This is a genomic window from Francisella sp. SYW-9 (genome assembly GCF_008711465.1).
Classification (GTDB): Bacteria; Pseudomonadota; Gammaproteobacteria; order Francisellales; family Francisellaceae; genus Francisella.
On record NZ_VXKQ01000005.1, the window covers coordinates 161,828 to 176,501 of the forward strand.

Sequence of the window (14,674 nt, forward strand, 5' to 3'; positions counted from 1 at the left end):
AAGTAGTATATATGAATACAGGCGTGTTTTCATTTTGTCAGATTGCTGCATTTAACAGAATTGCTATTGATGCTAAGCAAATTCAACATGAATATGGTGATACTGATGGTAGTATAAGTGAGGTTAATCTACTAAGAGCGATAAAAGCTAATAATTTTAAAGCGAAAGCAGTTAAGCTTAAATCTAAAGATATTAACCCGCGAGTTTTGCCAATTATTTTACAAGATAATAATGGCGAATATTTTATTTTAGCGGGAATTCAAAATAATGAGTATTTAGTTCTCCAACAAGGAAGTAAGGAGTTATTGAAGCTATCTGAATCTGACTTGGCTGGGGTGTATAATAGTAGAGCGATACTCATAACTTATAAAGATGCAACTAAAGACTCTAAAGAGAGCTTTAATATCAAATGGTTTGTGCCAGCTTTATGGAAATATAAACATATTTTTAAAGATGTTTTGATCGCTTCTTTATTTATCCAACTATTTGGATTAGTTACACCATTTTTCTTTCAAGTGGTTATGGATAAGGTGATTATGCATAATGGCTTGACTACTTTGAATACTTTGGCAATAGTGTTTTTTGTGGTTGCTATATTTGAGGTTTTGTTTGGTACAATTCGAACTTACTTGTTTAGTCATACGACATCTAGGGTTGATGTTGTCTTGGGTTCAAAGTTATTTTCACATTTGATGAAACTACCATTATCTTATTTTGAGACACGCCAAGTTGGGCAGAATGTTGCAAGGGTTAAAGAGCTAGATAGCATTCGTAGTTTTATTACAAGTACAGCTTTGACTTTAGTGATCGATTTATCTTTTACTTTTATATTTATTGCGGTGTTATTCTTATATAGTTGGCAGTTGACATTGATTGTACTGGGAACTATTCCAATATATTTTATATTATCTGTATTTATCACACCGATATTTAAACATAGACTGGATAAAGTTTTTTCAACAGGAGCAAAAAATCAGTCATTTTTAACAGAATCAATCACAGGTATTCAGACAGTTAAAGCCAGTGCAATAGAACCACAGATGCAACGTAAATGGGAAGATAATCTTACAGAATATGTCAAAGCATCTTTTCGCTCGCAAAATTTAGGTAATGTAGCAGGTAATATTGCAGAGTTAGTGAGTAAGTTGACTACGATAGCAATTATATTTATCGGAGCACACATGGTGATAGAGGGTAAGCTCACAGTAGGTCAGCTAATAGCTTTTAATATGCTTGCAGCGCGTGTAACACAGCCAATACTTAAGCTAGTAAACCTCTGGCAAGAGTTCCAGCAAGCAGGAGTGTCTCTAAAAAGGTTAGGAGATATTCTAAACTCACCAACTGAGTCGGCAAGTAAAGCAAGCAAAAGTGCTTTGCCAACATTTGAAGGTAATGTTAGTTTTAAAGATGTTAAGTTTAGATATACAGCTGATAGTAAGCCGATATTAAATGGGGTGAGCTTAGATGTAAAAGCAGGTCAATCAGTAGGAATAGTTGGTAGGTCTGGGAGTGGTAAAAGTACATTGACTAAACTTATTCAAAGACTATATCAACCTGAATCTGGTAAGGTACTTGTTGATGGAGCAGATTTGACGACTATTGATACTGTATGGTTACGTCAGAATATTGGTGTGGTATTGCAAGAGAGCTTTATGTTTAATCGTTCGATTCGTGAAAATATAGCTCTAACAAATCCAAGTGCAAGTATGGAAAGTGTAGTAGCAGCTGCTAAATATGCTGGTGCTCATGAGTTTATTCTAGAGCTTAAAGATGGCTATGATACAGTTATTGAAGAAGGTGGGTCAAATTTCTCAGGAGGGCAAAAGCAAAGACTATCTATAGCTAGATCCTTGATGAATAATCCAAAGATACTTATCTTTGATGAGGCGACCTCAGCCTTAGATTATGAGTCTGAAAAGGTTATTCAGAACAATATGGCAAAGATATCCCAAGGAAGAACAGTATTTATCATCGCACATAGATTATCTACAGTCCAGAGTTGTGATCGTATTGTATATATGGATCAGGGTGTTATTTTAGAAGATGGTAGCCATGAAGAGCTTTTAGCAAAAAATGGTCATTATGCAGCTTTGTATAATTCTCAGCATCGAGGAGTAGCAAATGGATAGTAGCCAAGATAATCATGAGCAAAAAGATGATTCGCAAAAGAAGCAGTTACTTAAGACTAAAAAATTAAAAGAGTTTTGGCAAAATCGTAAAACACTAGCAGAGCAAAGAAATGCTAAATCAGATGCATATAGTTTTTTACCGGGAGTTTTAGAGGTAACAGATAAGCCACCACATCCACTGCTAAGAACAGTACTATATTGTTTGATATTTCTGGTAGTGTTTGTTGTGGTATGGGCATATTTTTGTAAGATAGATATTATCACGACTGGTCAAGGTAAGATTATCCCAGCGGGTGATGTTAAGACAATCCAGTCATCAGAGAAAGGTACAGTAATCAATTTAAATGTTGATAGTGGTCAGATAGTGCATAAAGGAGATGTCTTGGTAGTGCTAGAGTCTGAATATACTCAATCAGATATTAACAAACTCAAAGAAGATATAGAGTTTTATAAGCTAAGAATATCACGTGAGCAAACTTTATATAAAATGATAAAGAGTAATAAACGTGAGCAAATGCCTCTAGATCAAGTTAACTATAAACCACCAGAAGGTGTAACTGATAAGCTAGATATTGAGCAATCAAGGCGTTTGCTGTGGCAACAATGGGAATCAGGTATAGCTAAGCTAATGACACTAGAGGCAACACTTTCATCAAAAGAGCAAGAAAAAGCTATAAGTGTAAATAGGACTCATCAGCTAGGTGAGATGTTAAAGATAATCAAAGAAAAGTTAGAAACATACACAAAGTTATACAATAAAAAAGCTGTAGCTCGAATGGAGTATCTTGAATATAGAGAAAAGTTTCTAAATACATATTATGAGTATGAGACTGAAAAGGGTAAAGATATGCAGTTGGATGCAGAGATCGCTGAGGCAAGAAGCAATCTACAAAGCTACAAGTCTGAGACATATCTAAAAATATTAGAAACTATTCGCCAAGATAAGAAAGATCTCTATACAGCTGAGCAAGAGCTACATAAGGCGACAACATTAAATGGTAAAAATACAATTAAATCGCCAATAGATGGTATAGTCCATGAGATGCAGATACATACTATAGGTGCAGTTGTAACTCCAGCTCAAGTATTAATGCAGATAGTGCCATTAGACCAAAAATTAGAAGCAGAAGTCTATGTCAAAAATGAAGATATCGGCTACCTAAAAAAAGGTCAAACAGCAGAGGTTAAGGTAAATACATTTCCGTTTGCGGAATATGGAGTCTTACATGGCAAAGTTGAGGGTATTTCTGGCGATGCTATAGAAGATGAAAGGTTAGGGTTAGTTTATAAGCTAATAATAAGTCTTGATAATAATACTCTTCACAAAGATGGAGAGGATTTTAAGATAGTTCCAGGTATGGCAGTGATGGCAGAGGTTAAAACTGGTACAAGACGAGTATTAGATTTCTTCACAGAGCCTCTTACTCGAGGTATTGATAATAGTTTAAGAGAAAGGTAGTTTTTGGTATAGCTAACTTAAAAAGATAGTCATTCTATGGCTTCAAAAGACATTCGGATTAACTATGATTTTTCACTAAATCATTAAACGCTGATGTACTGTAATTGTAATCAATAAACATTAATTTTATCTGTCATAAAAGTTTATATATCTAAAAGTAGAGATTAAAGTCTTCAAAAGTAATTGAATTAGTAATTATGAGGTCATAGGATAAATCTTAAGGTGTATTTCTATTTGTGAGATTTTTAAATGAAAAAACTTTTGTTAATGATTGTTTTGTAAACTCCAATGATGGGATATTGTAGTTTTATAGATTGGATACAAGGGTATCCAGAGGTTAAAGCCGAAATAACTAAACAATTAGAAGATACATGCTATGGAGATAAGTTTGAAGTATGGGATATTACTTGGTCAGATAACTTAGGGGCGTATAACTTTGAAGCTAAAGATGTAACTAGAAATATAACAGAAGGTGGTTCATATTTTCCAAAGACAAATACACTATATGCAAATGGCTTTATGTGGAGTGTTGTATCAGGACAATGGAGAGATATATTTAAGCCATATATAGAAAAAGTAAGTAATAACTATTTGATTATTGGAGGAGTTGGTACTCAAGATCCGGTTGATTACAAAAAATATAAAATAGATTATCGCAAGCAGGCGTTACATAATCTATTTAGTATGGAAGATATTAAGGTATCTAAAGGGTTAGCCAAAGATCATAACTCTATCCAAGCATATATCTCAATATTTGTAGAGGTGCCTGAAAATGCTCAGGGAATATATCAAACATTACAGGTGATTACAGCTATTAATAATAAACTTAAGTCATATCATTTATATAGTTATCGCTTAACAGTAACGACATATACTGTTCCACAAGGATTTAATATATCTAAATATTTTGATGAGGTATCTCCTGGTTTTCATACTAGTTATGCATGGTACTTTGAAGAAGGAATTCAAAAGTATGCATGGGGATATTTTGATGTGCGAGGCTGTATGCCAACGGATGCTTTTGAAAAGTATTGTAATACATATAAAGAGGTTAATAATCCAAATAAATTAGATACTGAATTGATTAAGCAATATACATTAGCAAATCGACTTAACACTATAGATAATGTTATGTCTGAGTTTAGGTTAGTTGATAACGTAGGTGAGCCAGATAAATGTACTAAATCTGGAAATTGTTATGCTCAATGGGATGTTAACTCTAGAGCCCATAAGCATCTTAAAGATAGCTAGTATTATCCAAAGTTTCAACAATTAATTCAAAAAGAGGATAAATAATTATGAGTGGATTTAATAAAGATATTGCAGCTAAATTAACTTCAGTTTGGAATTAAAAGTATTATAAATTAAAGGTTTGAGAGTGTCTTAGGTTTGATAAAACCTTTTCAGCATATCTAGGAATGACTAAGTTAGCTTGTACTTTTATTTGGCTTCGATGAAAAAATTATTTTGTGCACAGAACCTATTAATCTTTGTAAAATTTCCCTAATTTTGATTTATTCCATTTTTCCATTTTTTTTCTGTCTTCTTTAAAACCATTAGCTGGATTTGCAAATATATGTAAATGAAAATATAAACTACCTTCATTATCCTTATTTGGTAAAACTTGTATTGCATACATATACGACTTTATAAATAGGTCTATCACCTTTATCATATCTGAACGCATGTTCTTTTGATCAGTCTCATTTCTTAAAGAAAGTATGTGATAATAATGATTTTTAATAAAAATAGAAAACATTGATATATATTCTTTGAGTAGAAAAGCTCTAATTTGACCAGTTATCCCATGTCTATTAACAACACCATAGCCTTTTGATTGAAAAGCTATTTTAGCAGTTACAGCCCCAATATTTGCTGCTAATTGCGATATTATTTCAGGAGATATACTAAATGGTTTTAAGCTAACACTCTTAGAACTACCTTTAGGAACTTCTGCTAAAATCGTTTGTATATTTTTAGCATCTACATATTTTTCTCTAGTATTTTTTCCAATATTTGGATCTGCTGTATTTTGTTCAAACTTTAAAGTATAACTAAGAATTCCTCTAGAGATATTACTTATGCTCTCAAGTACAAATGTACTTTTTTCCTTTAACGACTCAACTAAATTATCATCGCTACCTTGGGTAATATGCCCAGTATTAGCTTTTTTAGTATTGTTTAATTTTGATGCTACTATCTTTTGTCCTAAATTTTTATATTTTTGAAAAGACTCTTCTCCTAGAATAGATATAGCATCGCTTTTTAGATTCCCTATATTTGAGCGGCAAATAATTGCCAGCAATCTATCTGTATCAGTAACATTATTTAAACTTGCTTGATCAAGTTCAATGGTATCTTCTTTGATTAAATTTTCTTCTATATGTCTTAGAGCATTTTCTACTACACCATATAAATTTAAAATTACTTGTTTATGGCGGGTATCAGGAGTTAAGTAGTACAAAAGCAAACTTCCAATATTGATATAATAATCTGAAAAATTTTCAGTATATGATAACGCTTTATTAATTACTAAAGCATGATGAAAAATATATAATGTTATAAATGAGTAATGAGTAGTAATAAAGCACCTTTTACACTTATTTTCTTGTATCTCTTTTAATCGTTCACCAAAAGAACGAAAAAATTTCTTAAGGTTATCATCACTATCTCTATTTAAAATGGCTCTAATACGATTAGCTTTTTCAACCTCCGTGCTAGTTATTTCATTTGTATGCACTCCTTGTTCATAAAAATTCTGAACTAAATTGCCTAAAGTAGTACTTAAATAGTTTCTGTTATTTTGAATCTTATATAGCTCTATAAAAGAGTCTATTCCTTTTAATGTGGCTGCTTTTAAAGCAGACATTGAAATAATTGAAATCTTTGGAGTCATAGAGTAATAAATAAATGTATTAAAATTATATTATATTAATTTTATATATAAAATTAATATTAGTATAAAATACTAGTTTTTAAAAATAAGTGATTATTACGGATTACTATATCAATTACTTTAGTTATATTACTTAATTACTACAAACTTCGAGCTAAAATTCTTAAATGAAAAAATATTATACTTTAAAAAAAAATAATGAACTTAAAAAGCTGCAATCATTAATAAAACAACATTATAAAACTAATAATAAAAACTCTTTACAAGAGTTAAATCTTCGACACATATTAAATAACACTCGATCAGATAGAGCCAAATCTAAGATGATGGATATATGGAGTAGTTTACAAAATAAATTAAGCTATGAAATTTATGCTTTATATAATCTTTCTATAAAGAAAAAAGGAAGTCTACCAAAAGGATATTCATTTATTCTAAAATTAGCTCCTGATGTTACTAAAGATATGCTGGTAGATATACAAAAGCAATTTGGCTTAAAACTAGAAGTATTTGACATAGATATATAGATATTATTTTCGTTCACAAATATAGTTTAACTCTAAAAAGCTTTTGGTATAGTATTTTGTGAACCTTAGTATCAGAATAATGAGTTTCTATTTCGCCACAAACTAGATCATTATCCTTTTTATTTTTTTGCTTTATTATTTAGAAGAGTATATCAAATTAATTTGTCTTGTTTGTATGAACTTAATCTACTTTTTCTCATCAAAACTAACATAACTTAGTTTATATAATTAATCTTTATAAAATTTTCCTAATTTTGATTTATTCCATTTTTCCATTTTTTTTCTGTCTTCTTTAAAACCATCATCTGGATTTGCAAACATAGTTAAATGAAAATATAAACTACCTTCATTATCCTTATTTGGTAAAACCTTGATTCCTTCTTTATACGACTTTATAAATAGGTCTATCACCTTTATCATATCTGAACGCATGTTCTTTTGATCAGTCTCATTTCTTAAAGAAAGTATGTGATAATAATGATTTTTAATAAAAATAGAAAACATTGATATATATTCTTTGAGTAGAAAAGCTCTAATTTGACCAGTTATCCCATGTCTATTAACAACACCATAGCCTTTTGATTGAAAAGCTATTTTAACAATTGTACCCCCAATATTAGTTACTAAATGCGAGATTAAATCTGGAGGAAAAATCATACTAAGTGGTTTTGAGCTAATATTCTCTTTAAGAACTTCACTTAATCCTGTTTTTATATGTGAAACTTCTCCATCTATATACTTTTCTCTAGTATTTTTTACTACAGCCCCCCCAATATTTGGATTTGCTGTATTTTGTTCAAACTTTAAAGTATAACTAAGAATTCCTTTAGAGATATTACTTATACTCTCAAGTACAGATATACTTTTTTTATATAACGTATCTATGTTTTGGGTAGTAGGCCTAATATTAGTTTCTTTAAGCTTTTTTGATCCTAATATCTTTATCTTTTGTCCTAAATTTTTATATTTTTGAAAAGACTCTTCTCCTAGAATAGATATAGCATTGTTTTTTAGATCCCCTTCAGTTGAGCAAATAGTTGCCCATAATTTATCTGTATCAGTAACATTATTTAAACTTGCTTGATCAAGTTCAATGGTATCTTCTTTGATTAAATTTTCTTCTATATGTCTTAGAGCATTTTCTACTACACCATATAAATTTAAAATTACTTGTTTATGGCGGGTATCAGGAGTTAAGTAGTACAAAAGCAAACTTCCAATATTGATATAATAATCTGAAAAATTTTCAGTATATGATAACGCTTTATTAATTACTAAAGCATGATGAAAAATATATAATGTTATAAATGAGTAATGAGTAATGAGTAATGAGTAATGAGTAATGAGTAGTAATAAAGCACCTTTTACACTTATTTTCTTGTATCTCTTTTAATCGTTCACCAAAAGAACGAAAAAATTTCTTAAGGTTATCATCACTATCTCTATTTAAAATGGCTCTAATACGATTAGCTTTTTCAACCTCTATGCTAGTTATTTCATTTGTATGCACTCCCTGTCCACAAAAATTCTGAGCTAAATTGCCTAAAGTAGTACTTAAATAGTTTCTGTTATTTTGAATCTTATATAGCTCTATAAAAGAGTCTATTCCTTTTAATGTGGCTGCTTTTAAAGCAGACATTGAAATAATTGAAATATTTGAATCCATAGAATATAACTCCTTGTATTAAAATTACATTATATTAACTTTATATATAAAATTAATATTGGTATAAAATACCTGTTTTAAAGATAAGTGCTTACTATGGATTACTATATCAATTACTTTAGTTATATTACTTAATTACTATAAACTTCGAGCTCAAAATTTTAAATGAAAAAATATTATACTTAAAAAAATAATGAACTTAAAAAGCTGCAATCATTAATAAAACAACATTATAAAACTAATAATAAAAACTCTTTACAAGAGTTAAATCTTCGATACATATTAAATAACACTCGATCAAATAGAGCCAAATCTAAGATGATGGATATATGGAGTAGTTTACAAAATAAATTAAGCTATGAAATTTATGCTTTATATAATCTTTCTATAAAGAAAAAAGGAAGTCTACCAAAAGGATATTGATTTAAGTGTATAACTTATTTAATAAACTGTCTATAAATTTAGATTTCCGGTTCCAGTTCCAGTTTTTTTAACGCTGAAATAGCTTCTCTTCTTCTAATCTTTAGTATTGAAAAATCTCTTGTATAGTCATCTTTTGTATCTTGAATAATTGTGGTTAGACCAAGAGATTGAAGTGAAAGCCAATTTTCTTTAACTTCATTAAGCAAAAAACTTATAAATGAATGCGGGTTAGCATTTATTCTACCTCCAATAAGCCTTCCTCTATGATCGTAAATATCATTATTAAAGAATTTACTCACACCATTTCTAATTTGTTGCATTTCTGTTGCATTCTGTATTATCTTTAGTAACCTTCTAGCCTTTTCTTTGCCTCGACTACCATGATAATGACCAAATATACTACCTTTCCCTGCCCCAACCCAACTAATATACTTTTCAATAGCTACCCGAATATAGTTTCTAAGAATATTATTCTGGCAATGTAAGCCTAAATTAACGCTTACTTTTTTCAAATCCGAGAGACTGTTAATTCTTATTTTTAGACTTTTATCGCAAGCATCTCCTTGATTTCCAGTTACAAGGCTGACATAAGATATCATTTGTTGATCAAGTTCTAAGTCATTAATAATTTCTTTAATATCATTCAAATTTCCTATTATCACAAACAAGTATCTTTCACAGCTTGTTGACTCCCTAGAATTTCTGATTAAATAATTTCCTCTTTCTTTACTCTCTTGAAGGCTTTGTTGCAAGGAATAATTAATTTCTGCTTCAATTCCTTTATGATGATATTCATATTCTATTTTTTTGTTGATGTGTCTAGAAGAATTAATTTCTAAAATTTCCACTTTAGTAAAAATTTTATCTGTCTCAGTAATTTTTTCCCTTATTTTTACCTTTAACCTGGAGATATATTCTCGACAAATTGGACAACTTTTTTTTCTCTCTTGCTTTATCCATTTTGTTATACATTCATGATGGAAAATATGATTACATAGAGTAGTTGCTGTACTCTCATCTTTTTCTATATCATTCAAACAAATGCTACATTCATCTTTCATATTATCACAACTACCCTAAGTATAAAATTTAGAAAGGATATTAACTAAAGCTAAGTTAATTTAAAATAGTAGAAAATACTAATTTCTGTGCACAAAAATAATTTCTCATCGTAGCCAATAAAATTACAAGCTAATTTAATCATTCCTATATATACTGAAATGGTTCTATCAAACCTAGAGAACACTCTTCTAAAATACTTAATTTTAGAAAATAAATTTTCTATCAAATATCTTTCATTGTTTGTTGATTTCTTAGAAGCTAGGATTAAATCATTAACTTTTTTACACTCACTTAAAGGCTTTGTTGCAAGGAATAATTAATTTTTGTTTTAAGTTTTTTATATATTTTATTAAATTCTTTCTGATTATCTTATTATTAATGTTTCTAGAAATATTAATTCCTGAGATTTCCACTTTAGTAAAAACTTCCTCTACTTCAAAAATTCTTTCTCCTTTTACTACCTTAAACTTGGAGATAGTTTTTTGACAATTTGGACAATTTTTGTTTCTATAAATTCGTAGCCATGTAGTCATACATTCATGATGGAATGTATGATTACACAGAGTAATTGTCATTTCATCTAGCTCTATATTTTTCAAACAAATAGTACATTGCATACTATAGCTCTCCCCTAAGTATAAAATTTAGAAAGGATAATAACTAAAGCTAAGTTAATTTAAAATAGTAGAAAGTACTAGTTATGAATATAAAATTTAGAAAAATCATTAGTGTAGAAATAGGTTGACACCAAAATATTACATATAAAAGTTCAAAACTGATGTAACAGTTGCCTATTTTAGATAAGCCTTTACTATCACTTATTTAGATTAGCATCTAAAAGCACGTATGCCATTTTACAGATTTTGTCTGATCTATTTGACCATGCATGATTTGTTCCTCTCTGAATTACGACATCACCGGCTTTTAGAAATATCTCTTCTTCATCTAAGACTAAATATATTTCACCAGATAAAACTATAGCAAAATCTATAGATTTTGTCATATGCATAAGAGGGTGATTCGCATTGTAGTCTAACTTAACACCTATACGTTTTTCAAAATCTTTTAGCTCATTATCAGAAAAATTTTTCAGAGTATTAATTAGTTTGCTTTCTGGTGGATAATCAACAATTCTAAACATAGAGCCATTTTTTTGAGGAGAAGTAGAAACATAAGTATTTTTAGTTGCATCTTCCTCTTCTTGTAAATTTACTTCAACAGGCATCTTATTTGTAACCCATAGATTGTGGAATTTTAGATCCGGGTCTATATCAGCAAAAGGAACTTCTACATTATCTGCTATAGAAGCATCTGATATATAAGATTTTCCATTTTTGTTTGTTGAAGTGATTACTCTTTTTACCATTTTTAACCTTAATAGACTTATCTGTTGTTGCTTGCAAGCATAAATATGAATGTTCAGTTTTACAAGCACTTTTTGGGACTATATCACAAAACTAATAAATCTCAGTAGGTAGAGATATCAATAATTTTAACCTTTCTTTTCCGCAAAGATTTTCATAAAAATAACTAAAAATTAGTAATTTATACTGATTACAAAATTGATAAATCAGTCACAATATTAAATATTCTCATATCTCGAATAACAAGATTTAATTATGAACGAGTATTTACGTAATCTAGATTTAACGAGTTTACTAAAAGCATTTAACTCTTTGAGTAATCCTGATTTTATATGGATAAAAGATATAAATCATCGTTATGTTTTCTCTACTCGATATATAGAAGATCAGATGTTGAAAAATAAAATTATTGGTCTAAAAGATAGTGATTTTATGAAGCTTGAAGATTATATAAAAATAGAGGAGGAAGATAATTTAGTTTTAAAAGAAAATAAAACAGTCGTAACTTATGACCATATTAAAATAGGTAGCAATACAGAATATTTTAAAACTCAAAAAATTCCTTTAGTGCAAAAAAATAAAACTATTGGAATTTTAGGGTTATCAACTAATAATACAGAAAATAGAAAAGTTTTAAGATATTGTACTCCACGTAATTATTGGTATTTAGACCTTTTAAAAGAATTACACGACATCAGTATAGTAAAACTACTTTCTCTGACAGAAGAAGATAAAAATATCTATTTATTTTTTAATAATATTGCTAACAAACTATTTTTTGATTTAGAACCAAAAATACTTTCTTTAAGTGATTCTATAAAAATGCATAAATTTGACAAGTTTATAGGTCGAATTAATATAATCTTTGATGGAAATATAAAAGTTAAATATCCTTCCAAATTTATTTATGCTTTTTATTGTTGTATATGTAGCCTTATTTTAAGTGGAGTAAGGTTTTCATACAGATTTGATCAAAATGAAGAAATGTATATTAATATGGAGGAGAGATCTTTATATCTAACTATTCCCACATCAAAAAAGAAGATAGATTTTTCTAACAATTTAACAAAGGCTGTTAATTCTTTAGGGTATAAGATTGTTTATAAAGTAAATAAAAATTTGGAGCTTAAATTATCATACTAAACATGTTCTGTTTAAAGAATTTATGTATAGTAATTTTGATTTTAAGTGTATTTGAGTAATATTTAATAATAAAGGTAAGTATATGATAGATGAAAATAAATTTAATTGGCATAAAAATAGAGTTTTAATGTCCAAGGCTCATCAAAGCCAAGCTGCTATATCCATAAATAACCGAGTGGTTAATAAAAGAGAAAACTCAGAAATAGAAATTGAAGGTTGCTCAACTAAATTAATAGAATTTGCTTCTAGCTCATATTTAGGATTAGATCATAATAAAAAAGTTATTGATTCTGTTTACAACAATTTGGATAAGTATGGTATAAACTTTGCAATATCTAGAACTCGCCTAAGAAACGCTGAGCTAGATGTTCTTGAAAATTTATTATCAAAAATATTTTGTAATTCATCAGTAATAGTATTTTCTAGTCTACATCTTGCACACATGAGTTTTCTACCACTATTAAGTAGTGGTGAGATTCCTAGTTTTCCAATAAAAAAATCTCCTCTTTTTATTATGGATAAATTTTCACACTCTAGTTTACAAATGCAGATAAGTGCATTGAAAATGCTAGGAGAGATAAAAAGGATAGATTTTCAAGATAAAACACTATTAGAAGATAGTTTTAAAGAAGCTTTTAATGAAGGCAAAACTCCAATATCCATTTCTGATAGTATAATATCTATGGGAGGAGTAAATTCATCTAAATTATTAATTAATTTTGCTGAAAAATATAACGGTTACGTCTATTTAGATGATGCTCATGGAACTTCAGTATATGGTAAACACGGCTGTGGGTATGTGTTATCTGAGCTTGATGAAAAATTTCATCCAAGATTAATAGTTACACCATCTTTATCAAAAGGTTTTGGTTCTAATGGTGGTGCAATAGCTTTACCTACTCTAGAGGATAAACTTTTTTTAAAAAAATTCTGTACAAGCTATATTTTTTCGAACCCTCCAGCAATGCCTCTGATTAATGCATCAATTGCAGCATCAGAAATTCATTTAAGCGAAGAAATTAATACTCTACAAGAGCAACTATATAGTAATTTAAATATATTTGACCGTTATATAGATATTGACTATCAAATAATAAACTATAAAACAAAATTACCAATTAGAGGTATACTAATTAAAGATGAATCTAAAGCTATACTTTTTGCTAATGAACTATTAAAAAAAGGTTTTTACTTATGTAGTGCTATGTACCCATCCGTTGAAAAAAATAAAAGCATGTTAAGAATATCAATTTCAGCTAAACATAAAGCTAATGATATCAAAAGATTATGTGAAACTATCAATGAACTAGCAGTAACTCACTGATTTGAAATAAATATCAACTAATCTCACTGGCTAGTTATATTCAAATTAGACTTATATAGTTAAAGTGTTCTTTGCTATATAAATATTGTTTTATCAAAAAGGCTTTTTCCGATTAACTGTGTAAATTCTTGATTAAGATATTAGATTATTTCTAGCTAAATATTAAGGGTAAAAACAATATCTAAAAATAGAAAATCAGAAGATATTTACTCAATGCTAGCAGACCAGATAATAGACTCTGCAGTCAATGTTAATCAAATGTTTTAGAAAGATGGTTTACTTAAACAATTAACAAAACGATTACTAGAAAAAAGCATTAGATACAGAGATGAGTAACCACCTTGGTTCTTCAAAACATCAATGAAAAAATTCTTCAAATACTAGAAATGGTTATAGTAATAAAAATCTATCTACAGATACAGGCATCATGCTATAGACACACTTTTTTGGACGCTATCTATCTAGAGATAGAAAGAGTGACTTTGAGCAATAAATAATTCTTAAAAGAGTAACAAAGATAAATGATTTATGCCTGTGTATACCTTATTTTGCTATTGAGTTTGAAGATATAATTCAGAGGTTTATGTAAGTGAATTTACACAGTTATTTGGAAAAGACTCATTAGGTTCCATGAACAAAAAATTATCTAAGCCAAATAAACGTGCTAGCTAAAGCAACAAA

Annotated in this window: 12 protein-coding genes and 1 pseudogene; 6 read left to right on the plus strand and 7 right to left on the minus strand. The window is 29.0% G+C overall.

Annotated features, from left to right (window positions below):
• Window positions 1-11 precede the first annotated feature (11 nt).
• The 3 genes from F3D62_RS01785 to F3D62_RS01795 all read left to right on the plus strand — a co-directional run bounded on the left by F3D62_RS01785 (window position 12) and on the right by F3D62_RS01795 (window position 4,839).
• Window positions 12-2,129 (plus strand): type I secretion system permease/ATPase, encoded by a 2,118-nt coding sequence (locus F3D62_RS01785; protein WP_150466540.1) that lies wholly within the window; start codon window positions 12-14, stop codon window positions 2,127-2,129.
• Window positions 2,122-3,588 carry an HlyD family type I secretion periplasmic adaptor subunit gene (locus F3D62_RS01790; RefSeq protein ID WP_150466541.1) on the plus strand — a complete coding sequence of 489 codons (1,467 nt, stop codon included), beginning with the start codon at window positions 2,122-2,124 and terminating at the stop codon, window positions 3,586-3,588. Before F3D62_RS01785 ends, F3D62_RS01790 begins: the two co-directional genes overlap by 8 nt.
• A 288-nt stretch (window positions 3,589-3,876) precedes the next feature.
• Window positions 3,877-4,839: a hypothetical protein gene (locus F3D62_RS01795; RefSeq protein WP_150466542.1), complete on the plus strand. Its 963-nt coding sequence runs from the start codon at window positions 3,877-3,879 to the stop codon at window positions 4,837-4,839.
• Between the two features lie 232 nt (window positions 4,840-5,071).
• Here F3D62_RS01795 and F3D62_RS01800 read toward each other — a convergent pair whose 3' ends face one another.
• Window positions 5,072-6,457: a hypothetical protein gene (locus tag F3D62_RS01800; RefSeq protein ID WP_150466543.1), complete on the minus strand. Its 1,386-nt coding sequence runs from the start codon at window positions 6,455-6,457 to the stop codon at window positions 5,072-5,074.
• Between the two features lie 194 nt (window positions 6,458-6,651).
• Between F3D62_RS01800 and F3D62_RS01805 the strand changes: the two genes are divergently transcribed.
• Entirely contained in the window at window positions 6,652-7,011 is a 360-nt protein-coding gene (locus F3D62_RS01805; protein ID WP_150466544.1) for a hypothetical protein, read from the plus strand.
• A gap of 228 nt (window positions 7,012-7,239) precedes the next feature.
• Here F3D62_RS01805 and F3D62_RS01810 read toward each other — a convergent pair whose 3' ends face one another.
• The 6 genes and pseudogenes from F3D62_RS01810 to F3D62_RS01835 form a co-directional block, all read right to left on the minus strand.
• Entirely contained in the window at window positions 7,240-8,217 is a 978-nt protein-coding gene (locus F3D62_RS01810; protein WP_150466545.1) for a hypothetical protein, read from the minus strand.
• Between the two features lie 61 nt (window positions 8,218-8,278).
• Window positions 8,279-8,677 (minus strand): hypothetical protein, encoded by a 399-nt coding sequence (locus tag F3D62_RS01815; RefSeq protein WP_150466546.1) that lies wholly within the window; start codon window positions 8,675-8,677, stop codon window positions 8,279-8,281.
• A 461-nt stretch (window positions 8,678-9,138) separates the two neighbouring features.
• Window positions 9,139-10,161: an RING finger protein gene (locus tag F3D62_RS01820; RefSeq protein ID WP_150466547.1), complete on the minus strand. Its 1,023-nt coding sequence runs from the start codon at window positions 10,159-10,161 to the stop codon at window positions 9,139-9,141.
• Window positions 10,162-10,211: 50 nt separating this feature from the next.
• A pseudogene (locus tag F3D62_RS12900) lies at window positions 10,212-10,397 on the minus strand (IS5/IS1182 family transposase); the annotation flags it as partial.
• Between the two features lie 52 nt (window positions 10,398-10,449).
• Window positions 10,450-10,779, minus strand: a complete 330-nt coding sequence (locus F3D62_RS13225) for an RING finger domain-containing protein (protein ID WP_150466548.1) — start codon at window positions 10,777-10,779, stop codon at window positions 10,450-10,452.
• A gap of 197 nt (window positions 10,780-10,976) precedes the next feature.
• Window positions 10,977-11,528, minus strand: a complete 552-nt coding sequence (locus F3D62_RS01835; protein WP_150466549.1) for a cupin domain-containing protein — start codon at window positions 11,526-11,528, stop codon at window positions 10,977-10,979.
• A 391-nt stretch (window positions 11,529-11,919) separates the two neighbouring features.
• Here F3D62_RS01835 and F3D62_RS01840 point away from each other — a divergent pair, with 391 nt between their 5' ends.
• Window positions 11,920-12,669: a hypothetical protein gene (locus F3D62_RS01840; RefSeq protein WP_150466550.1), complete on the plus strand. Its 750-nt coding sequence runs from the start codon at window positions 11,920-11,922 to the stop codon at window positions 12,667-12,669.
• Window positions 12,670-12,751: 82 nt separating this feature from the next.
• On the plus strand, window positions 12,752-13,993 hold the full coding sequence (locus F3D62_RS01845; RefSeq protein WP_150466551.1) for an aminotransferase class I/II-fold pyridoxal phosphate-dependent enzyme: 1,242 nt from the start codon (window positions 12,752-12,754) through the stop codon (window positions 13,991-13,993).
• Window positions 13,994-14,674: the final 681 nt, after the last annotated feature.